General features: G+C 68.3%; 19 protein-coding genes. 12 read left to right on the top strand and 7 right to left on the bottom strand.

The features are described from left to right. Positions 1-143: 143 nt before the first annotated feature. Together EV652_RS23275 and EV652_RS23270 are read right to left on the bottom strand one after the other, a co-directional pair. Positions 144-746: a hypothetical protein gene (locus tag EV652_RS23275; protein ID WP_132211336.1), complete on the bottom strand. Its 603-nt coding sequence runs from the start codon at positions 744-746 to the stop codon at positions 144-146. A 480-nt stretch (positions 747-1,226) separates the two neighbouring features. Further along, a complete protein-coding gene (locus tag EV652_RS23270; RefSeq protein WP_132211335.1) occupies positions 1,227-2,171 on the bottom strand; it encodes an EamA family transporter in 945 nt (314 codons plus the stop codon). Between the two features lie 154 nt (positions 2,172-2,325). Between EV652_RS23270 and EV652_RS44690 the strand changes: the two genes are divergently transcribed. The 6 genes from EV652_RS44690 to EV652_RS23245 all read left to right on the top strand — a co-directional run bounded on the left by EV652_RS44690 (position 2,326) and on the right by EV652_RS23245 (position 7,504). After that, positions 2,326-2,466 (top strand): phytase, encoded by a 141-nt coding sequence (locus tag EV652_RS44690; RefSeq protein ID WP_199238362.1) that lies wholly within the window; start codon positions 2,326-2,328, stop codon positions 2,464-2,466. Positions 2,467-2,486: 20 nt separating this feature from the next. Beyond that, entirely contained in the window at positions 2,487-2,666 is a 180-nt protein-coding gene (locus tag EV652_RS44685) for a phytase (protein ID WP_199238361.1), read from the top strand. A gap of 342 nt (positions 2,667-3,008) precedes the next feature. Beyond that, positions 3,009-4,175, top strand: coding sequence for a pyruvate dehydrogenase (acetyl-transferring) E1 component subunit alpha (gene pdhA, locus EV652_RS23260; protein WP_132211334.1), 1,167 nt, complete (start codon positions 3,009-3,011; stop codon positions 4,173-4,175). Further along, positions 4,175-5,152, top strand: a complete 978-nt coding sequence (locus tag EV652_RS23255) for an alpha-ketoacid dehydrogenase subunit beta (protein WP_132211333.1) — start codon at positions 4,175-4,177, stop codon at positions 5,150-5,152. The genes pdhA and EV652_RS23255 overlap by 1 nt, the downstream gene beginning before the upstream one ends. After that, entirely contained in the window at positions 5,152-6,564 is a 1,413-nt protein-coding gene (locus EV652_RS23250; RefSeq protein WP_199238360.1) for a dihydrolipoamide acetyltransferase family protein, read from the top strand. Before EV652_RS23255 ends, EV652_RS23250 begins: the two co-directional genes overlap by 1 nt. Before the next feature lie 106 nt (positions 6,565-6,670). Next, positions 6,671-7,504: an EamA family transporter gene (locus EV652_RS23245; protein ID WP_199238359.1), complete on the top strand. Its 834-nt coding sequence runs from the start codon at positions 6,671-6,673 to the stop codon at positions 7,502-7,504. Between the two features lie 42 nt (positions 7,505-7,546). On the opposite strand, the gene EV652_RS23240 is transcribed toward EV652_RS23245, so the two are convergent. After that, the gene (locus tag EV652_RS23240) at positions 7,547-8,977 is read right to left on the bottom strand and encodes a S8 family peptidase (protein WP_132211332.1); all 1,431 of its coding nucleotides are present in this window, start codon (positions 8,975-8,977) and stop codon (positions 7,547-7,549) included. Positions 8,978-9,258: 281 nt separating this feature from the next. Here EV652_RS23240 and EV652_RS23235 point away from each other — a divergent pair, with 281 nt between their 5' ends. From EV652_RS23235 to EV652_RS23220, 4 genes are all read left to right on the top strand, one after another. Beyond that, positions 9,259-9,984: a GntR family transcriptional regulator gene (locus EV652_RS23235; protein ID WP_242001944.1), complete on the top strand. Its 726-nt coding sequence runs from the start codon at positions 9,259-9,261 to the stop codon at positions 9,982-9,984. Continuing rightward, positions 9,981-11,297: an MFS transporter gene (locus EV652_RS23230; RefSeq protein ID WP_132211331.1), complete on the top strand. Its 1,317-nt coding sequence runs from the start codon at positions 9,981-9,983 to the stop codon at positions 11,295-11,297. Before EV652_RS23235 ends, EV652_RS23230 begins: the two co-directional genes overlap by 4 nt. A gap of 99 nt (positions 11,298-11,396) precedes the next feature. Then, the gene (locus EV652_RS23225) at positions 11,397-12,386 is read left to right on the top strand and encodes an ATP-binding cassette domain-containing protein (RefSeq protein ID WP_132211330.1); all 990 of its coding nucleotides are present in this window, start codon (positions 11,397-11,399) and stop codon (positions 12,384-12,386) included. Further along, positions 12,383-13,198 carry an ABC transporter permease gene (locus tag EV652_RS23220; protein ID WP_132211329.1) on the top strand — a complete coding sequence of 272 codons (816 nt, stop codon included), beginning with the start codon at positions 12,383-12,385 and terminating at the stop codon, positions 13,196-13,198. Before EV652_RS23225 ends, EV652_RS23220 begins: the two co-directional genes overlap by 4 nt. A gap of 44 nt (positions 13,199-13,242) precedes the next feature. On the opposite strand, the gene EV652_RS23215 is transcribed toward EV652_RS23220, so the two are convergent. After that, the gene (locus EV652_RS23215; protein WP_132211328.1) at positions 13,243-14,592 is read right to left on the bottom strand and encodes a serine hydrolase domain-containing protein; all 1,350 of its coding nucleotides are present in this window, start codon (positions 14,590-14,592) and stop codon (positions 13,243-13,245) included. Positions 14,593-14,665: 73 nt separating this feature from the next. Between EV652_RS23215 and EV652_RS23210 the strand changes: the two genes are divergently transcribed. Further along, complete coding sequence (locus tag EV652_RS23210; protein WP_158441227.1) at positions 14,666-17,911, top strand: ATP-binding protein; 3,246 nt, start codon at positions 14,666-14,668, stop codon at positions 17,909-17,911. Here the strand turns inward: EV652_RS23210 and EV652_RS23205 are convergent. The 3 genes from EV652_RS23205 to EV652_RS23195 all read right to left on the bottom strand — a co-directional run bounded on the left by EV652_RS23205 (position 17,898) and on the right by EV652_RS23195 (position 19,695). After that, positions 17,898-18,524 carry a TetR/AcrR family transcriptional regulator gene (locus EV652_RS23205; RefSeq protein ID WP_132211326.1) on the bottom strand — a complete coding sequence of 209 codons (627 nt, stop codon included), beginning with the start codon at positions 18,522-18,524 and terminating at the stop codon, positions 17,898-17,900. The two genes, EV652_RS23210 and EV652_RS23205, sit on opposite strands and share 14 nt — an antisense overlap. Before the next feature lie 137 nt (positions 18,525-18,661). Beyond that, positions 18,662-19,162 (bottom strand): DinB family protein, encoded by a 501-nt coding sequence (locus EV652_RS23200; protein ID WP_132211325.1) that lies wholly within the window; start codon positions 19,160-19,162, stop codon positions 18,662-18,664. Beyond that, positions 19,159-19,695: a DinB family protein gene (locus EV652_RS23195; RefSeq protein WP_132211324.1), complete on the bottom strand. Its 537-nt coding sequence runs from the start codon at positions 19,693-19,695 to the stop codon at positions 19,159-19,161. The genes EV652_RS23200 and EV652_RS23195 overlap by 4 nt, the downstream gene beginning before the upstream one ends. A gap of 236 nt (positions 19,696-19,931) precedes the next feature. Between EV652_RS23195 and EV652_RS45840 the strand changes: the two genes are divergently transcribed. Beyond that, positions 19,932-20,627, top strand: a complete 696-nt coding sequence (locus tag EV652_RS45840) for a DUF433 domain-containing protein (protein ID WP_132211323.1) — start codon at positions 19,932-19,934, stop codon at positions 20,625-20,627. The last annotated feature ends 443 nt before the right edge of the window (positions 20,628-21,070 follow it).

Here is a 21,070-nt window from a genome sequence, read left to right as displayed (position 1 = left end):
CCCGGCCCGCGCTGGGACGGGGCCGGGCGTGATGCGGCGCCGGGAGGAGTGAGGCTTTCTCCCGGCGCCGCGGGTGGTGCTGCCGAATCAGTCACCCCACCGAGGTGACTCTTTCGGGTCCTGCATCACTGACCAGGGAGGGGTCAGTTGTCCTGCTCGGAGTCCAGCTCGCAGGTCTTCAGAACGTCGACCGAGTTGGCGTCGTTGCCGAGGCCCAGGATGCCGGCCAGGTCGCTGACCGGAACCTGCCCGCCGACGGCGTTCACCGGAACGTCGTTGTGGCAAGCCTGGAACGGGCCGACGTTGTTGCGGCTGACCGAGACCAGCCCGTCGTCGCCGACCTTGTACCACTTGTGGCCGTGGTTCGTCTGCTCCGAGTCGAGCTCGCAGGTCTTGACGGCGGTCGCGCTGTTGCCGTCGTTGTCCAGGCCGACGATGCCGGTGATGTCCGTGACGGGCACCTGGCCGCCGACCGCGTTGACCGGGATGAAGTTGTGGCAGGCCTGGAACGGGCCGACGTTGTTCTGGTCCACGGAGACCAAGGAGCCGTTGCCCTTGACCCAGTACCAGTGCTTGCCGCCCTTCTCGTAGCCCTTGCTGGCCAGCGACGCGGCGTCGGCCAGGCCGGTGCCCGCAGCCTTCTTCTGGGTGTCGTCGAGAACGTTCGCGCTCACGACGGTGGCCAGGCCCAGCGTGGCGACGGTCGCCACGGCCGCGGCAGCGGCGATCTTGCGAGTTACCTGCATTATGCCAGGTTTCCTTTCGGGTTTGACGGATTCGTCTTAGTGGTAACGACACCTGGAGGGGCCGGTTACAAACTTTTTCGTCAACTATTTGATCCACGCGGGCCCTCATAGCCGACGCGTGATGACTTTGCTGACGGAGCAACGAATCCGCCCTGACCAGGCAACTTGCCGGTAACCAGGCGGTCTTGGAGCGATCCTCACTTTTGCCGGCAGCGGCCCGTAACCGATGCCGGAGTTCGTCGTTGAGTCTGCGCGGGTGACGGATGAACCCGGTGATTCGGAAGATTGTTTTCGGTGGGCTCGGTGGTCGCCGAATTGGCAATACCATGATGAATCGGAATATCGTTGGAACCATTGCCGGAGTTTCGCGCCGTGTTTTTTCGGGGCAGGGCGCGCACAGGCAACAAGGTCCCGCTGCCGCGCGCATCGGCAGCGGTGGGAGACCCGGGTCCTCAGGGGCCCGGGTTCTTCCTTTCCGCTCTAGGGAGTCCGCCGTCGGCGCTCGGCGGACACCACCACGGCCACGCCGAGGATGATCACGGTGCCGCCGAACAGGATCTGCCACGTCACGTGCTCGTCCAGGATCAGCCATCCCAGCAGTACGGCGACCGCCGGGTTCACGTACGCGTAGGTGCTGATCAGCGAGATCGGCGCGTTCGCCAGCAGATAGCTGTACGCCGAATACGCGAGCAGCGACCCGAAGACGATCAGATACGCGAGCGCGATCCACCCTGACGTGTCGATCCGGTCGAGGTGCAGTCGCGCGGGCTCTCCCCGCAGTACGCCGATCAGCACCATCGCCGTACCGCCGAAGAGCATCTCGTAGAGCGCCGCGACCAGGGGATCGCGCGGCAGGCCCAGCCGCGGGGAGAAGCGCGAACCGGTCGCCCAGCAGATCGTGCCCACCACCAGGATCGCCACCGACAACGGCTTCGCGCTCGTGTTGCCGCCGGACAGGGCGAGCAGCGCCACACCGGCGAATCCGATCAGTACGCCGACCCACGTGAGCGCGCGCGGTCGATCGCCGCCGCCGACGCGCAGCAGCATCACCCACAGCGGGATCGCGGCGACCAGCAGCGCGGCCAGTCCGGACGGCACGGTCTGCTCCGCGATCGCGACCGCACCGTTGCCGAAGGCAAGCAGCAGCAGACCGACGACGGCCGCGCCGAGCGCCTCCTGCCGGGTGATCCGCAGCCGCCGCCAGCCCGACTTCAGCGCCAGGAAGGCAGCCAGCAGTACGCCGGCCGCGAGGAACCGGGCCGACATGCCGAGCATCGGCGGGATCTCCGCCTCGACGACGACCCGGATACCGAGGTACGTCGAACCCCAGACGACGTACACGACCGCCAGCGCGGACCAGATCATCGCCGTAGACGCCTCACGGCCACCGGCCTCGGGCAGTACGGCGGGGGAAGCGGCGGCCATCCTCGTCCTCACTGTCAGGGGTGTAATGCAAGAACAGTAATTACGCTAAGCCCACGGCGGGACCGGCGCAAGGTGATATCCGGCCAGGGAGCCGCGCGATCCAGCCACCACGCCGGCCGCCACAGCCGGAGCGTGGGATTCACCGTGCGGACCGGTGAGCGCTGACGCCGGGAAGCACCTCAGCGCCGACGCCGAAGGACTCACGATCGCCTACAAGAACGGCGTACGGACGCTGTACGCGTCCAGCCAGGGTGACTCGACGTTCGCGAGCTACCTGATCAACGGGGCCAGCTGATCTACCGCGCCGGGTTCCAGGTGGCCGACGGTCCCGTGGACGGCGTACAGCACAGTGACGGTGCGGCGGTGACGACCCAGCCACTCGGGCCGCTGTTCCCGCACGGTCTGTTCGCTGTGCATGACGGTGAGAACACGCCTGGTGACGGCGACCGGGAGGGCACCAACTTCAAGCTGGTCCGGCTCGAGAAACTGCCGTAATCGGTACCCAGTTGTGACACTTGTCGCACGACTCAGCGATTGCCTGTCACATGAGCGGGACGGTATGACCACTGCATGGACTGGTGTCTCAGCCGAGGACCGGTTTCGGTACCGCCGTACCCGCGAGCGTCCAGACAGTTAGCGGATCAGGCAACTGCTGGGTACGGTGTCCGGCAAGTAGTACAGCCAGTGAGGCCGGTGAGGAGGTCTACTGGTACTGAGCCAGTGCATCAACCCCTGGATCCACGCGGTCCTGCCTGCGAAGCCTCACCCGGCTGAAGGGCCGGCCCCCGTGCAACGTTGCGGTCGCGGCGATCCCGCGCTCGAACCCGAGGAGTGCATGTGAGTGAGTCGGTGCCGGGCATTGCCCCGGAAGTGTTCGCGCCCGTCGAGGCGCCGGTCAGTCCCTCCCAGGCCTCCGAGGAGGTTGAGTTCGTCCAGCTGCTGACGCCCGAAGGCGAGCGCGTCGAGCATCCGGACTACTCGTTCGACCTCGACGACGAGGCGGTCAAGGGCCTCTACCGGGACATGGTCCTGGTTCGCCGGATCGACACCGAGGCGACCGCCCTGCAGCGGCAGGGTGAACTCGGCATCTGGGCGTCGTTGCTCGGCCAGGAGGCCGCGCAGATCGGCTCCGGCCGCGCCCTCAACAGCAAGGACATGGTCTTCCCGACCTACCGCGAGCACGGCGTCGCCTGGTGCCAGGGCGTCGACCCGCTGCGGCTGCTCGGTCTGTTCCGCGGTGTCGACCAGGGTGCCTGGGACCCGCGCGACAACAACTTCCACCTGTACACGATCGTGATCGGCGCGCAGACGCTGCACGCGACCGGTTACGCGATGGGCCAGCAGCGCGACCACGCGATCGGCGACGCCGAGGACAGCGAGGCGACGATCGCGTACTTCGGCGACGGCGCCAGCAGCCAGGGCGACGTGAACGAGGCGTTCATCTGGGCCTCGGTCTTCAACGCGCCGGTCGTGTTCTTCTGCCAGAACAACCAGTGGGCCATTTCCGAGCCGATCGACCGGCAGACCCGGATCCCGCTCTACCAGCGCGCGGCCGGCTTCGGCTTCCCCGGCGTCCGGGTCGACGGCAACGACGTCCTCGCGACGTACGCCGTCACCCAGCAGGCCCTCAAGCGGGCTCGCGAGGGCAGCGGCCCGACCCTGGTCGAGGCGTACACGTACCGGATGGGTGCGCACACCACCTCCGACGACCCGACCAAGTACCGGCTGAACGAGGACCTCGAGCACTGGAAGCTCAAGGACCCGATCGAACGGGTCCGGGCCTATCTGACCCGCTCGGCCGGAGTGGAGCACGACTTCTTCGACCAGCTCGAGGCCGAGGCGGACAAGATCGCCGCCGAGCTGCGGGCCGGCTGCCTGTCCATGCCGGACCCGACCCTGACCGACTTCTTCGACCACGTGTACGTCGAGCAGACCGCACAGCTGGCCGAGCAGAAGCAGCAGTACGCCGCGTACGCCGCCTCGTTCGAAGGGGAGGCTCACTGATGGCGAAGATCAGCCTCGGCAAGGGCATCAACATGGGCCTGCGGGCGGCGATGGAGGCCGACCCGAAGGTCGTCGTGATGGGTGAGGACATCGGCAAGCTCGGTGGTGTCTTCCGGGTCACCGAGGGTCTGCAGAAGGACTTCGGCGAGGACCGGGTGATCGACACCCCGCTGGCCGAGTCCGGCATCATCGGCACCGCGGTCGGCCTGGCGCTGCGCGGATACCGGCCGGTCTGCGAGATCCAGTTCGACGGCTTCGTCTTCCCGGCGTACGACCAGATCATCAACCAGGTCGCGAAGATGCACTACCGGTCGCTCGGCAAGATCCGGATGCCGATCGTGATCCGGATCCCGTTCGGCGGCGGCATCGGCGCGGTCGAGCACCACTCCGAGTCGCCGGAGGCGCTGTTCGCGCATGTCCCCGGCCTCAAGGTGGTCTCGTGCGGCGACCCGGTCGACGCCTACTGGATGATCCAGCAGGCGATCGCCTCGGACGACCCGGTGGTGTTCTTCGAGCCGAAGCGCCGGTACCACGAGAAGGCCGAGCTGGACGAGTCCGTGCCGCCGGCGTTCCCGCTGCACCAGGCGAAGGTGCTCCGCGAGGGCACCGACGCCACGCTGTTCTGCTACGGCCCGATGGTGAAGACCTGCCTGCAGGCCGCCGAGGCCGCGGTCGAGGACGGTCGGCAGCTCGAGGTCATCGACCTGCGCACGATCGCGCCGCTGGACCTGGCGGCGATCTTCGCGTCGGTGAAGAAGACCCGGCGGGCGGTCGTCGTGCACGAGGCGCCGTTCTCGCTCGGCCCTGGCGCGGAGATCGCGGCCCGGGTCACCGAGGAGTGCTTCTACCACCTCGAGGCGCCCGTGCTGCGAGTGGCCGGGTACGACACCCCCTATCCGCCGTCGCGGATGGAGGAGGAGTACCTGCCCGACCTGGACCGGGTGCTCGACGGTGTCGACCGGGTGATGGGGTACTGATGGGCATCCAGCAGTTCAGGCTCCCTGACGTCGGTGAAGGTCTGGTCGAGGCCGAGATCGTCAGCTGGAAGGTCAAGCCGGGCGACACGGTCAAGCTGAACGACACCGTGGTGGAGATCGAGACGGCGAAGTCGCTGGTCGAGCTGCCGGTGCCGTTCGCCGGAACGGTCACCGAGTTGCTGGTGCCCGAAGGCGAGACGGTCCCGGTCGGTACGCCGATCATCGCCGTCGAAACCGAGGCCGCCGCCGGAAACGAAACAGTGCTGACCGAGGACCTGGTCCCGACCATCCCCGACGAGCCCGAAGCGGGCAAGATCGGCGGCGAAGCCCCGGGCGGCCGCACCGCCGTCCTCGTCGGCTACGGCCCCCGCACCACCGAAGCCAAGCGTCGCCCCCGCAAGGGCGGTCCCGCGGCTGCTCCGGCTGCTTCCGCAGCACCCTCGGCGCCCGCAGCCGTGGCTGCGCCTGCCGCCCACGCCGAGCCCGCTTCGCTCCCCACCTCCGTTGCCGAAGGCAACGGAGCGGCGGCGCACGTGCTGGCCAAGCCGCCGGTGCGGAAGCTGGCCAAGGATCTGGGCATCGACCTGGCAACGGTGACGGCCACCGGGCCAGGTGGAGTCATCACGCGGGCTGATGTCGAGGCGCATACGACGGCTCCGGCTGAGGCCGCGCCGGTTGCTCCTGTGGTTGAGGCGGCGCCGGTCGTCAGCGGGCAGGGTGACACCCGGGTGCCGATCAAGGGTGTGCAGAAGGTGATGGCGCAGGCGATGGTGGCCAGCGCGTTCACCGCACCGCATGTGACCGAGTGGATCACCGTCGACGTCAGCGAGACGATGGACCTGGTCGACCGGTTGAAGGGCGACAAGGCGTTCCGGGATCTCAGGGTGTCCCCGCTGCTGATCGTCGCCAAGGCGGTCACCCTGGCAGCCCGTCGTACGCCGATCGTCAACGCGGCCTGGGACGAGCAGGCGCAGGAGATCGTCTACAAGGGTTCGATGAACCTCGGCATCGCCGCGGCCACCCCGCGGGGCCTGATCGTGCCGAACATCAAGAACGCCGACTCGCTCACGCTGCCCGACCTCTGCGCGGCGCTGAACGGGCTGGTCGCGACCGCCCGCGAGGGTAAGACGCAGCCGGCCGACCAGGCAGGCGGTTCGTTCACGATCACCAATGTGGGCGTATTCGGGGTCGACGCCGGGACGCCGATCATCAACCCGGGTGAGGCCGCGATCCTCGCCTTCGGTGCGGTCCGCAAGCAGCCGTGGGTGGTGGACGACGAGATCGTGCCGCGCTGGATCACCACGCTCGCGCTCTCCTTCGACCACCGGATGATCGACGGCGAGAAGGGCTCCATCTTCCTCGCCGACGTCGCCGGCATCCTCGAGGACCCGGCCCGCGCGCTGATGTTCTAGGCAGTACGACGTAGGTGAAGGCCCGGGCGGGATGTCGCCCGGGCCTTCGTCTGCCCGGTGGTGAAAACCGCCTGACCGCCTCGCGCCCCGGTGAGAGGGTGTAGCCGTGCTGGTCCTGATGGTGGTGCTCGGTGCGGCTGTGTTGCATGCGACCTGGAACGCGATGGCGCATGGGGTGCCGGACCGGCTGGCCGGGTTTGCGCTGCTCGGCCTGTCATCGGGCGTCGTCGGGCTCGTCGCTGTTGTCATCAGCGGTCCACCACCGGCCGGAACGTGGCCGTACATCGCCGCCTCGATCGTCCTGCACTGTGTGTACTACACCGGCCTGCTCGCGTCGTACCAGCTCGGTCAGTTCAGTCAGATGTATCCACTCGCCCGCGGTACGTCGCCGTGGGTGGTGGCCGTGGTGTCGATCGTCGTACTGCACCAAAGCCTGGCCGCGGCCGAGTTGGCCGGCGTACTGCTTATCTCGGCCGGACTGATCGGGCTGGTGTTCATCGGACGGACGGCCGGGCGTACGCAGACTGTGGCTCTGCTCGCCGCCGTCGGGACCGGTCTGGCGATCGCGGCCTACACCGTGGTCGACGGGATCGCGGTCCACAAGATGCCGGTGACGACGTATATGGGCTGGGTCTTCATGATCCAGGGGTTCCTCGTGCCCGTGGCGACGCTGTGCTGGCGCGGTCCGAGTGTCTTCCCGCAGCCGCGATCCGCGGTGCTCACCGGTCTCGGCGGCGGGATCGTGTCGATGGCGGCGTACGGGCTGGTGCTGTGGGCGCAGACGCGCGGGACGCTCGCGGCGATCGCGGCGCTGCGGGAGACCAGCATCATCTTCGGCGCGATCATCGGGGCGATCTTCTTCGGTGAGCGCTTCGGCCCGCGCCGGGCGATCGCCGCGGCGGTCGTGGTGGCCGGGATCGTGCTGATCAGTACGAGTTGAGGAGAGGGGGTCCCGGGCGGAGGACCCCCTCTCAGTCTGTGATCAGCGACGCTGGACCGCGTCCAGGGCGTCGGTGTTGCCTTCGCCGAAGAAGGAGTTGTCCGCCGTCGTTCCGGTGCAACGGGCGTCCGGGGTGGTGGTCGGGCAGGCGACATCGTCGGCCTGCGCGCGCAGCGCCGCCTCCAGTTGGCGCGGCCCCCACCACGGGTGGACGGACTTCATCAGTGCGGCGACACCGGTGACGTGCGGCGACGCCATCGACGTGCCACTCGAGAGGCCGTAGGCGTTGTTCGGCAGCGTCGACAGAATGCGCCGGCCCGGTGCGGCCACATCGATCTTGTTCAGCCCGAAGTTCGAGAAGCTGCTCCTCGCGCCGCCCTGATCGGTGCTCGCCACAGTGATCACGCCCGGGAGCTCGGTCGGCATGTCCAGGCAGTCGTTGTTGATGGTCCGCGTCACCGGCGTCGAGTCGTTCGGGCTGTTCGCGTCGGTGGTCTTGTTGGCCAGGTCGTAGTTCGAGTTACCCGCCGCGGCGACGGACAATACGCCGCGCCCCGTCGCGTAGTCGACTGCGCGGCGTACGGCTTCCTGCACGGCGCCCTGGTCACCGTTGTCCTTGCACCAGAACTCGAACGGGTCGATGAAGTAGCTGTGGTTGGTGACGTCCATGTGGTGCTGCGCGGCCCAGACGAAGCCGCAGATCGCGTACTCCGGGTAGATGAAGCCGTCGTCGTTCACGACCTTCACCGAGGCGATCCGGACGCCGGGAGCCACACCCACGATGCCGACGCCGTTGCGGGCAGCCGCGACGGTCCCGGCGACGTGCGTGCCGTGCGAGCTCGTGGTCGGTCGCCAGGCGCCTTCGGTCTGGTCCGGTACGCCGTTGTCCACGCAGCTGACCGAGTTGGCCTTGTCGAAGTTCGGCGCGAGGTCGGGGTGGGCGTCGTCGACACCGCTGTCGTTGATGCCGACCAGGACCTGGCGGGAGCCGTCGGTGACCGCGTGCGCCTGGTCCGCCTTGATCTGGACCATGTCCCACTGCTCGCCCTCACGCGGATCCGGCACCGGCGCCGCCTCCACCACCCCGAGCGACTTCAGCCCGGACGCAGCCGGGCCTTCGCTGACCGCGGCCGTCCTGGTGGCGCCGACGGACTGCACCTCACGCCCGTACCGACCGGCGCGAACGTCCGCCCGGAAGTCCGCGTTGGTCGACTGCGCGACCACCACCCCGAGCTGGGCGTACGACTGGAGCACCTTGCCGCCGGCCGCCGTCACCGCCTGCTCGACCTTGCGGACGTGTCCGGGCGAGGCCTTGCTGTTGACGACGTAGTTCATCAGCGGCCCAGGCGTGGCCGCCGTGCTTTGGTCGGCGGCCGGTACGGCGTTCGCCGTGGCGGCACCGAGTGTCGTCAGGGCCAGAGCGGCGGCGGCCAGGCCTGCCGACAGCCGGTAGGTGCGGGAGCGTCGGATCACGCTGACTCCTCCAGGGCGGGGGCCGGGTAGGCCCAAGAGCTTGATCACCCCGGACTCTAGGCCGGTTTCCGGACCCGCGTGATTCTTCATCCACAAGACAGGGGAAACCCTCCTCCGGTCACTACGGAGGGTCCGGTTGTTCACAGTGAGTTGCCCACATCTGTGGATTGGCCTGTGGATAACTGGTGGACAAGATGGGGACGACCGGTGGATTGCCTGTGTGTGTAAGATAGATACAACAGAGATACCAGTCGTATGTGAGGAGTTCAGTGGTAAGCGGGGTGCCGGAGCATCGGCCGGCGAGTGTAGATATCCAGCTGGGGGACGCGACCGCGGAGATCGCCCGGGTAGTGGTCGAGGCGGCGCCGGGGGTGGAGAAGATCCCGGCCGCCGAGCGCGTCTACGCCTACGTGAAGGCCGCGATCCTGGAGCGGACGTACCCGGGCGGCGAGCTGCTCACCGAGGGTGAGCTGGCCACAGCCGTCGGAGTGTCCCGCACCCCGGTGCGCGAGGCGCTGCTCCGGCTGGAGGAGTCCGGCCTGGTGAAGCTGTACCCGAAGAAGGGCGCCCTCGTCCTGCCGGTGCTGCCGCAGGAGATCGACGACGTCCTCGAGGCCCGCGAGCTGATCGAGGCACACGCGGCCGCCAAGGTCTGGCCGCGGCGCAAGCAGCTGGTCGAGACGCTCACCCAGCGCGTCGAGGAGATGCGCGCACACCGCCAGGCCGGTGACGCGAAGACGTTCCTGGAGGCGGACCGCGCCTTCCACGAGGCCATCGTCGGTGCCGCGGGCAACGAGATCCTGGCCAAGCTCTACAACAGTCTGCGCGACCGCCAGGTCCGGATGGGCGTACCGGGGATCGAGGTGCAGCCGGCCCGGATGGACAAGTCCATCGCCGCGCACCAGGAGATGATCGACGCGCTCGGCGGCAACAGCGTCAAGCGCTTCCGCGAGTTGGTCGTCACGCATATCAACGAAGCCGCGACGGATCTGCGGAGTACGCGTTGACCGAACTACTCTTCCCCCTGGGCGGTCGTCGTGCCTGGGCGGTGTGGGCCGCTGCTGTCTTCACCTACCTCGTGACGGTTCTGCACCGCGGTTCGATGAGCGTGGCAGGCCTTCAGGCCGCCGAGCGCTTCGACATCTCCGCATCCGCGCTGGCCAGTTTCACCGTCGTACAGCTGACTGTGTACGCCGTCATGCAGGTGCCGGTCGGCGTACTGCTGGACAGGTACGGCTCCAAGCGGCTTCTGATCGCTGCGTCCGTGCTGCTCTTCGGAGCACAGTCTGCGTTCAGTCTGGTCGATTCATATCCGGCTGCCCTCGCTGCACGTGCGGTGTTGGGTGTTGGTGACGCACTGGTGTTCATCAGCGTGCTGCGCGTCGTCATGTCGTGGTTCCCCGCGCTGCGGCAGCCGGTGATGTCGCAGGCCACCGGAATGCTCGGTGGTGTCGGTGCGATCGTCTCGACCGTGCCGATGGCTGCCGCGTTCCACGCTTTCGGCTGGACCAGCACGTTCGCCGGTGCCAGTGTGCTTAGTCTGCTGACTGGCGTCGCCGTACTGTTCCTGATCAAGGACACGCCGTACGACGAGCCGTTGCGGCGGACCAAGCAGTCGCTCGGCGAGGTGCGGAACAACCTGCGTCGCGCCTGGCAGGAGCCGGGGACTCGGCTCGGGCTGTGGACACACTTCACCACCAGCTTCGCCGGAGGCACGTTCGGTCTGCTGTGGGGCTATCCGTTCCTCGTCCAGGGTCAAGGGGTCGCTCCGACCACGGCTGCGGCGATGCTGATCCTGCCGGTGCTGGCCGGCCTCTGCTACGGGCCTCTCGTCGGCAGGTACGCCGCTCGGTTCCCGTTCTACCGGTCCTGGATCGTGCTGGCTGTGATCGGCGGCTCGGTGCTGATGTGGACCGTCGTACTGCTCTGGCCTGGTCAGGCGCCGATGCCGGTGCTTCTACTGCTGATCGTCGTACAGGCGGCCGGTGGGCCGGGCTCGATGCTCGGGCTGGACTACGCCCGGACGTTCAACCCGTCGACCCGGTTCGGCGCGGCCAACGGGATGGTCAACACCGGCGGGTTCATCGCCATGCTGATCTGCATCGGCATGGTCGGCATCCTGCTCGACGCGTCGTCGGGCGGTGCGCCGCAGACCATCACCGACTTCAAGTGGGCGCTGGCCTTCCAGTACGTGCTGTGGGCGATCGGCACCCGCCAGATCCTCAAGTACCGCCGCAAGGCCCGCGGCAACCTGGCCCGCTACAACCCCGAGGCTTATCAAGCCCTCCTGGCCAACCAGGTCGTCCCGCTGAAAGGCTGACGCCAGCGGGCTGGCACGCGCTGCCAGGTGAGTGCCAGGGCGGTGCCAGCAGGTCGTTGGACGGTAATCCCAGTGAAGTGAGTCCACTGGGAGGAACCGATGACTACAACGAACCAGGTCGCCATCGACGCTGTTGGTCTGGTCAAGAAATATGGCAACACCACGGCCCTGGACGGTGTCGACCTGAGTGTGCCGACCGGCACGGTCCTCGGGGTCCTCGGCCCGAACGGCGCCGGCAAGACCACCGCGGTCCGCATCCTCGGCACCCTGCTCCGCCCGGACGCCGGGCACGCCACGGTCGGCGGGTACGACGTCGTCCGCGAGGCCGGCCGGGTGCGCGAGATCATCGGCCTGACCGGGCAGTACGCCTCGGTCGACGAGGACATGTCCGGCCGCCGGAACCTGATCATGATCGGCCGGCTGCTCGGGTACTCGCGGGAGCAGTCCAGGGCCAAGGCGGACCAACTGCTGGAGCGGTTCGAGCTCACCGACGCCGGTGAGCGGATCGCCAAGACGTACTCCGGCGGTATGCGCCGGCGTCTCGACCTCGCCGCCAGCCTGGTCGGCGACCCGAGCATCCTCTACCTCGACGAGCCCACCACCGGTCTCGACCCGCATGCCCGCAACGGTGTCTGGGAGACGATCCGCAACCTGGTGCTCGACGGGACCACGGTGCTGCTCACCACGCAGTACCTGGAGGAGGCCGACGCGCTGGCCGACTCGATCATGGTGTTCGACAAGGGCCGGGTGGTCGCCTCCGGGCGGCCGGCCGAGCTCAAGGCGCAGGCCGGCAAGCAGTCGCTGGACGTTCGTCCGTCCGAGCCCGCGCACCTCGAGCGCGTCGCCGCGATCGTTGCCGAGGCCGTCGGCGTACGCCCGAGTGTCGATGTGGTGAACACGCTGGTCAGCGCGCCGGTGAGCGACGGTACGCCGATGCCGGTGGTGGTCCGCCGCCTCGACGAGGAAGGCATTGCCGTCACCGAACTGTCCCTGCGGCTGCCCAGCCTGGACGAGGTGTTCCTCGCCCTGACCGGGCACACCGCCGAACAGAAGAAGCAGGACGCAGTCCTGGAAGGAGTGGGTCGATGAGCATCGCGACTCTTGACCGGCCGGCGCATGCGGCCCGCCGGAGCCGGCCGTTCGCCTGGGTCGAGCAGAGCCTGACGCTTGCCTGGCGCAACATCGTCCGGATCCGGCAGAACCCGGAAGCGCTGGCGGACGTGACGTTCCAGCCGATCATCTTCCTGGTGCTGTTCCTGTTCGTGTTCGGCGGCGCGATCGCCCAGGGCGGGACCTGGCACGACTACCTGCCGTACCTGCTGCCGGGGCTGTTGGTGCAGACCGTGGTGTTCTCCACGATGGGCACCGGGGTGGCACTGAACGACGACTTCGCCAAGGGGGTCTTCGACCGGTTCCGCAGCCTGCCGATCGCGCGGATCTCACCGCTGATCGGTGCTGTTCTCGGTGACGCGGTCCGGTACTCGCTGTCGATCGTGATCCTGATGGGGACCGGGTTCGCGCTCGGGTTCCGGTTCCAGAACCGGGTCGGCTACGGCCTGCTCGCGCTGGTGATCGTGCTGCTGTTCGCGCTGGCGATGTGCTGGATCTGGGTCTGGCTCGGGCTGAAGTTGCGCACCGCCCAGGGTGTCCAGGGCATCGCGTTCCTGGTGATGTTCCCGCTCACCTTCGGCAGCAACGTGTTCGTCCAGACCGACACCCTGCCGGGCTTCCTGCAGGCGTTCGTGAACGTGAACCCGGTCAAGTATCTGGTCGACACGATGCGAGGCCTGATGCTCGGCGGCGACATCCAGAAGCCGCTCCTGATCACCCTCGCCTGGATGGTCGGCCTGGTCGCGGTCTTCGCTCCCCTAGCCATCCGCGCCTACCGCCGCCGTACCTGATCCAAGTTGAAGGGGCCGGGGATGTCCCCGGCCCCTTTGCCGACTCAGCGAAGGTGCTCGCCGAAGGCGAGGGGGTCGCGGGTGCAGAGGTAGGTTGCCCAGTGCAACTTTGTGGGGGTGCCGTTCGGGTCGCGGGTGATGCGGAGGAGTTCGCCGGTCTCGCGGCCGGAGACGGTGCGGTACACATCCGCGGAGACGCGCTCGAAGACCGCCGGGGCCAGATGTTCGGCCGCGGCCGGAGACTTGGCCTGGAGGGTGCCGTTCTTGACGGAGAAGACGAACGGGGAACCCTCGGTGAACCAGGTGCCGAGGACTCCCTCGAGTTCCGGCGGGACCGGCGTTCCGGGGACCCAGGGCTGGTAGGGGAGCGGGTCTTCCTCGAGGACCTTGATGATGAGGTCGGTGGCCAGCAGACCCGGTGCCCCGGCGGAGGTGGAGTTCTGCAGCGCGATGCCCGCCGTACCCGAGGGCCGGTGGACGAAGGTCGACGTGATGTGGCCCGGCATACCGCCGTCGTGGCCGACGAAGACGCGGTCGCCGCGTCGCAGCAGCATGAAGCCGAGACCGAAGGCGAGCTGCCAGCGGTCCACATCGGCCATGATCTGGACCTGGCACATCTCGTCCAGGGTGTCTTTTGACAGCACCTCGTCGACCGGGTCGGCGACGAACATCGCCCACTTCGCCAGGTCCTCCGCCGTACTCGCGAGACCGCCACAGGCGTCCATAGAGCCGATGTCGAAATACTCCTCCTTCACCGGTACGTCGGAGAACGGCGGCACGTAGTACCCGGTCGCGGCCGGTCCGCCGTCCATGCCGACCGTCGTACGGCGCATCTCCAGCGGATCGAGGATGCGGGCCTTGATCGCGTCGTACCAGGGCCGTCCGTCGACCCGGGCGACGATCTCGCCGAGCATCGAGAAGACCAGGTTCGAGTAGTGGAACCGGTGATGCGGCTTGCCGATCCGCTCCGCGTCGTTCCAGCCGGCCACCAGTTCCTCACGGTCCGGGAACTTCATCAGGTCCCAGACGTCGCCGACCGGTTCGCGCTGCATACCGCTGGCGTGGCTGAGCATCTGCCGCACGGTGATGCCCGCGTGCTTGCTCTCCTTGATCAGCTGCTCGACCGTGTCGTCGAGGTTGAGCTTGCCCTCGTCGCGCAGCGCCATGATCGCGACCGCGGTCAGCGTCTTGCTCTGCGAGGCGATCAGGAACTGCGAATCGGCGGTCGGTGGTGCGCCGGCAACCTCCAGATCGGCCGAGCCGACACCGGTCGACCAGGCCAGCGACCCGGCGCGGGCGACGGCGCCCACCACTCCGGGGACACGTGCCTTGGTCTGACGTTCGGCGACGATGCGGGTGAGAGCTGTCTGCGTCTGTGCGGCGATGTCAGTCACGACCGCTGACCTTAAGTCAAGACGATGACAAAAGGCACGGGTTTTGGACGGGACGATGTGCGAGGCTGGACCAGTGCGCATAGCGGTGCTTGGGCCTCTCGCGATGTGGGCGGCCGACGGGACTCCGCTGGACGCCCGGGGCGTCCGGCTGCGCGGACTGCTCGCCAGACTCGCGTTGAGCGCGGGCCGGCCGGTGAGTGTCGAGACCCTGGTGGACGGCCTCTGGGGCAGTGAGGCCCCGAGTGCGAACGCTCTGCAGTCCCTCGTCTCCCGCCTGCGCGCCAGCCTTCCGGCCACCGAGTCGAGCATCTCGGTCCAGTCCGGACCGGCCGGCTACACGCTGACCATCGGCCCGGACTGTGTCGACGCTCTCCAGTTCGAGGAGCTGGTACGGCGGGGACGCGGGCTGATCGGCTCCGATCCGGTGAAGGCGTGGACCCTGCTCACCCAGGCCGACAAACTGTGGCGTGGCGACGCCCTCGCCGACCTCCGCGACCTGCCGTTCGCCGCCATCGAGGCCGACCGCCTGGCCGAGCTCAGACTCGCCGCGACCGAGCACCTCGCCGAGGCCGCGGTCAGCTGCGGTCACGCCCGCGAACTCATCGTCGAGCTCGAACGCCTCGCCGCCGTACACCCGCTCCGCGAGCGACTGCACGAGCTCCTGATCAGAGCCCTGAACGCCGATGGCCGCCAAGCTGAGGCATTGGCGGCGTACGAGCGAGTCCGCGGCACCCTTGCCGACGAGCTCGGCGCGGATCCGGGGACGCGGCTTCGTGATCTGCATATCGCCGTACTGCGGGGTGACTCGGTGGATCCGCCCGCGGCCACGACCGTCGTGTCGGCCCCGGCCGCCCCGATGCCGCGGAGCAACCTGCGTGCCCCGATGACCAGCTTCGTCGGGCGGCGGGAGGACGTGACCGAGCTCGCGCGGCAGCTGACCAACGGGACCCGCCTGGTGACGATGGTCGGCCCGGGCGGCGCCGGGAAGACTCGGCTGGCGACCGAGACCGGACGGTCGTTGGTGGAGCAGAGCGGCGACGGGATCTGGTTCGTCGAGCTCGCACCACTCGGTGACGCGGCCGATGTGGCGCCCGCGGTGCTGTCGGCGCTGGGCGCGAGTGAGTACGTCGGCCTGCCGGCGACGACAATCGCCAAGCACTTCCCGACCAGCCGGGCCGCGACCGAGCGCCTGGTCGAGGTGATCGCGGACCGCCGGGTCCTGCTCGTCCTCGACAACTGCGAGCACCTGGTCCACGAGGTCGCCGGCCTGGTCGACTCGATGCTCGCGGCCTGCCCGCGGCTGCGGGTGCTGACGACCAGCCGCGAGCCGCTGAGCATTCCCGGCGAGCACCTGCATCCGGTCGGGCCGCTGGGGTTGCCGCCCGAGGACAGCATCGACGACGAGTACCCCGCGATGCAGCTGTTCGTCGACCGGGCGCGCGCCGTACGACCGGACTTCAAACTCACCGACGCCAACCGCGATGCGGTCGCCGAGATCTGCCGGCGACTGGACGGGATGCCGCTGGCGATCGAGCTGGCGGCCGCTCGCCTGCGGGCGCTCACACCGTTGCAGATCGTCGACCGGCTGGCGGACCGGTTCCGCTTGCTGACCAGCGGTTCGCGGACCGCGTTGCCCCGGCACCAGACCCTGCGGGCGGTCGTGGAGTGGAGCTGGGAGCTGCTCGATCCGGAGGAGCAGGCGGTCGCCCGGCGGTTGTCGCTGTTCTCCGGCGGCGCCACGCTCGAAGCCGCCGAGCAGGTCTGCAGTGACGACAACCTTCCGTCCGAGTCCGTGCTCGGCGTACTGGCGTCCCTTGTCGACAAATCGCTCGTCGAGGCCGCGGCCGACGACCGGTCGGTGCGCTATCGCATGCTCGAGACGGTCCGGGCGTACGGCGCTGAGCAGCTGAAGGAGTCTGGTGAGTACGAGCGCTTCCGGCACGCGCACACGATGTACTTCAGCCGACTGCTCCGGCAGGCCCGGCCGAAGCTGCGCACCGGCGAGCAGATCCAGTGGATCGCCCGGCTGACCGCGGACAACGAGAACCTGCTCGACGCCTTGCGTACGGCGATCGACACCGGCTCGGCCCGGACCGCGGTGCAGCTCGTCTCGGTGCTCGGCGAGTACTGGAACATGAGCGGCCGTCCCGCCGAGGCGGTCGGGTGGATGCAGGCGGCGCTCGACGTACCGGGACCGAGTGCTCCGCTCGACCGGGCCTCGTCGCTGATGCTGCTCTCGCTCGGCAGGTTGTCCAGCGGCGACGACCCGACCGAGAGCTTCGCCCGCGCGGCCCGCGGCCTGGCGCAGGTCCGCTGGCTGAGCCGGCGTCACACGCAGGTGGCGGAGTCCGGCGTCGGCCTGTTCACGAACGCGGTCTGGGCGGCGATCCGACGGGACAAGGCCGCCTGCTTCCGCGAACTCGGGACGGCCCGCCGGCACCCCGATCCGTGGGTCCGGAACCTGGGCGTGTTGATGACCGCGATGTTCCGCGAGAACGAAGGCGAGGTCGAGCAGATGGCGGCCGACCTGGCGGTCGCGATCGACGGCTTCCGGACGATCGGCGACCGCTGGGGTACGTCGATGGCGCTGCGCGGACTGTCCAGCTACCAGGCCAACCGGGGCGATCACGAGGGCGCGCTGGCCTCACTGGAGGAGGCTCTCAGCCTGCTCGAGGAGCTCGGCACCACCGAGGGCCTGTCGCAGTTGCTCGGCGGGGGTGCGCTCAGCCGGATCGAGCTGGGCGACTTCGACGGTGCCCGCGCGGACCTGCAGCGGGCGTTGCGGCTGGCCGAGGAGACCGGGTCACGCGACGGCCAGGCGATGGCGCACATGGGACTGGCGAAGGTCGCCCTTCGGACCGGACGGCTCGACGAAGCAAAGGAACTGGCTGAGCTCGCGTACTCGATGCTCGACCTCAGGGTCGAGCGGATGGCGCCGCACGGTCAGGCGATGATGCTGTCCCACCTGAGCCGGGTGAGCGTCGCCCGGGGTGAGCTCGACGAGGCGGTGGGCCAGAGCCGGCAAGCGATGGAGCTCGGCCTGAGCACCGAGGACATGCCGCTGGCCTCGATCATCGTCGAGGCCGCGGCGGACGTCGACCTGCTGTCCGGTGACACCGAGCTGGCCGCGCGGACACTGGGACTCGCAGCGGCCATGCGCGGGATGCGCAGTGTCGCGGACGCCGATGTCCGCAAGACCTACGAGCGGCTGCGCGAAGTACTGGGCGAGGACGCGTTCGAGACGACGTACGGCGCTGGTGCGGCGCTGACCCGGGACGAGGCGGTCGCCGAACTGCGTAAGCGGTTCAGCTCGTCATGAGCTGGACGGCCAGCTCGCGCAACGCCTGCTGGACGGTCTCTTCCGGCGGCCGTGGATCGGCCAGCATCCAGTCGTAGACGACGGTGTTGACGGCGCCGAAGAAGCACAACCCGAGGAACCGGAAGTCCTTGGTCTTGATCTCACCGCGCTCGACCGCGGTGTCGCCGAGGTCCTTCACACTGCCGATCAGCAGCTCCCGGAACGCGATCCGCTGTTCCTCGACCGCGGGACTGGTACCGACCACTTCGACGAACGAGATCCGGGCCCGGCGCAGGTCCGCCATGATCGTGCGCAGATAGCTGTCGACCGCCGCGTCGATCCGCTCCCGCACCGGCCGGTCGGCGGTCCGGCGCAGCGCGTCGCCGGTGCTGCGGACGCCCAGCTCGATCACCTGCGCGTGCACCGCGAGCAACACGGCTTCCTTGTTCTGGAACTCGTGGTAGAAGTGCCGGGTGGACACTTTCGCCTGTGTACACAGGCGTTCCACCGATGTCGCCGGATAGCCCTCGGTCCCGAACAACTCGAGCGCGGCAGCCAGCAACCGTTCGCGTCGCGCAGCCTTCCACTCCTCGACTGACCGCCCGGAATAACGGCGTACAGAGGGTTCCCTCATCGCACCTCTTGTCGCTACCCCGTGCCAGATGTCGGACATCCTATCCACCACTCGGCGTTACTGTCGCCGGGTCTTAGCGCCGTCTTTACGTACCGGATGGTCTCCGCAGCGCGAAGACCATCCGGTACGAGTGAGGCTCAGTCTCCGGTGGCTCCGTCGAGGAGTTCCCGGATGATGTCGAGGTGCCCCAGGTGGCGTGCGGTTTCCTCGATCATGTGACAGAGGATGTAGCGCACCGAGGCCGCACCGGCGTCCCGGACGACCGCACGTTCCACGTCGTCCAGGGAGAATCCGGCAACGATCTCGTTCGACCTCGCGCACTCGGCGTCGTACTCGTCGAGGAGTTGGGCCAGCGGTACGTCGTCGACGAACATCTCGGCGTCCACGTGCCCGTCCTTCGTCCACGGAGTCTGACCGGTGTCGGGGACGCCGGCCAGGTTGAAGTGGAACCACGAGTACTCGACCCAGCGCAGATGTGCGACCAGACCGGCCACCGTCGTCAGTGGTGAGGTGGGCAACAACTTGCGGTGGGCATCGATCTCGCTGAGCCCCTCGCACTTCGGCCGGACCAGCGAGCGTTGGTGATCGAGCCAGCCGATCAACTGGGTCCGCTCGTCGGCGGTCAACGGCGGCCTCATGCGGGGTCCTCCATGCGTTCGTAGCCGGTCCTGCCGTCGACGATCTCCCGGATGATGTCCAGATGACCGACATGGCGCGCGGTCTCCTCGATCATGTGGCAGAGGACATAGCGCAGTGAGGCCGCTTCGCCTTTGGCGGCGTACGGTCCCTGCTCCACGACGTCGAGCGACAACGGGGCGATCGTCTCGTTGGATCTGGCGCACTCGGCGTCGTACTCGTCGAGCAGTCGGGCCAGCGGTACGTCGTCGACGAACATCTCGGCGTCCGGATGCCCGCCCTCGGTCCACGAGGTCTGACCGGTGTCAGGGACGCCGAGCAGGTTGAGCTGGAACCACGCGTACTCGTTCCAGCGCAGATGCGCCACCAGCCCCGCCATCGTCATCAGCGGCGAGGTCGGCAGAACCTTGCGGTGGGCATCTTCTTCGGAGAGTCCCGCGCACTTCATCCGGACGAAGGAACGTTGCAGGTCAAGCCATCCGGTCAGCTGGGTGCGCTCGTCGGCGGTCAGCGGCGGACGGTGTACTTCGGTCATCTCTCAAGCTCCTGTGAATGCTGGAGCCACCCGGTCTCAGCCGCGGGTACGGCGGACGGGCAGCACGACTGTCGGACTCGACATCGCGCTCACCTCCTCTCCGCCGCCGGGGGTGTCGATCCGCCCGGCATCCAGAACCCTACACGCACAACACCCACCGGACAGCCGATTTTGCGACCCTCGGAATGGCATGCTCGTGGTCAGCACAGCGCCCGCACCGCGCGAAGAGGTGAGACGTGGATCCACGGTTCGACCTGCCGTTGTACACGCGTGCCGACGTAGCCCTTCACCTTGGGCTACCCGCCACCACGCTCGGCGACTGGCTCCGGTCGGGTGCACTCGAGGCCAGCAGCGGAGGCCGTGGTGAGCCGACCATCACCTTCGCCGGCCTGGTCGAGACGCACATGCTCCGCCAACTGCGGTACGCCGGTCTGTCGCTGCAAGCGATCGGCGAAGCCGCGGTGGCACTGCGATCCCGCGCTGGTCGGCATTACCCGCTCGCCTGGTCCGGGTTAGCCCATGACGGGCGCGACCTGCTCGTCGAGATCGCCGCCGAGGGCCGAGAGCAGGGCTGGGAACGTATCCGCGACAGCCAAGGCGGTCTGCCCGGCGTACTGCGCCGCGGCTCGGCCGCGATCGGCTGGTCCGACGACGGCTACGCCGCGACCCTTCGCCTTGTCATCTACCACGACATCGACGTGATCGTGGATCCTTCACGCTCCTCCGGCCAACCTCTCGTCGACGGCTCCGACGTACGCGTCGAGGACGTGGTGGACGGGGTCCGCTCAGGCACGTCGTACCGCGAACTCGCCACCAAGTTCGCCCTCGAGGACTTCGAGGTAGAAGCCTTGGTCCGCCCCCACATCCGCCCCCCAGCCTTCCGCCGAACCCGCCACCCCCAAACCCACTCCGAACCCCTGCCCCAGGACTAGCCAGGCGACCCCACAGCCAGCTACGCCCGCCCCGCCGTCGCGAGCTCGCCCGCCAGCCCCACCCACCGCCGCGTAACCGCCATGCACCAGCGGACGGTCGACATTGCCGAGCACCCACACCAGCAACCAACCTGCATCGCGCCAGCACGCGCTGAGTCCCGACCCTGGCCGCCCACACCGGGCCTATCGCTGATCGAGCATCCCCGTCAGGGAGTGGCTTGCATGCCGATCCCAGATCCGACATCCCGGAGAGCCGGGAGGAGCGCTCGGCCGCCTCGGAAGGCCCACAGGTAGCCGTGCACCCCGACGACGGTCCGCTGCGCCTACCATCCAACGCATGCAGTCCTTGTGTGACGTTTCCCCTTGTGGATAAGGGATTCTGCGACCTCACGGAGTTGGGCGATCCCTCGGAATGACCTAAGATAGAACACGTGTTCGAAGGA

Origin of the sequence: Kribbella steppae (genome assembly GCF_004342025.1) — a bacterium.
In the GTDB taxonomy this organism is placed as follows: domain Bacteria; phylum Actinomycetota; class Actinomycetes; order Propionibacteriales; family Kribbellaceae; genus Kribbella; species Kribbella steppae.
This window is presented reverse-complemented; position numbering and strand designations above follow the sequence as displayed.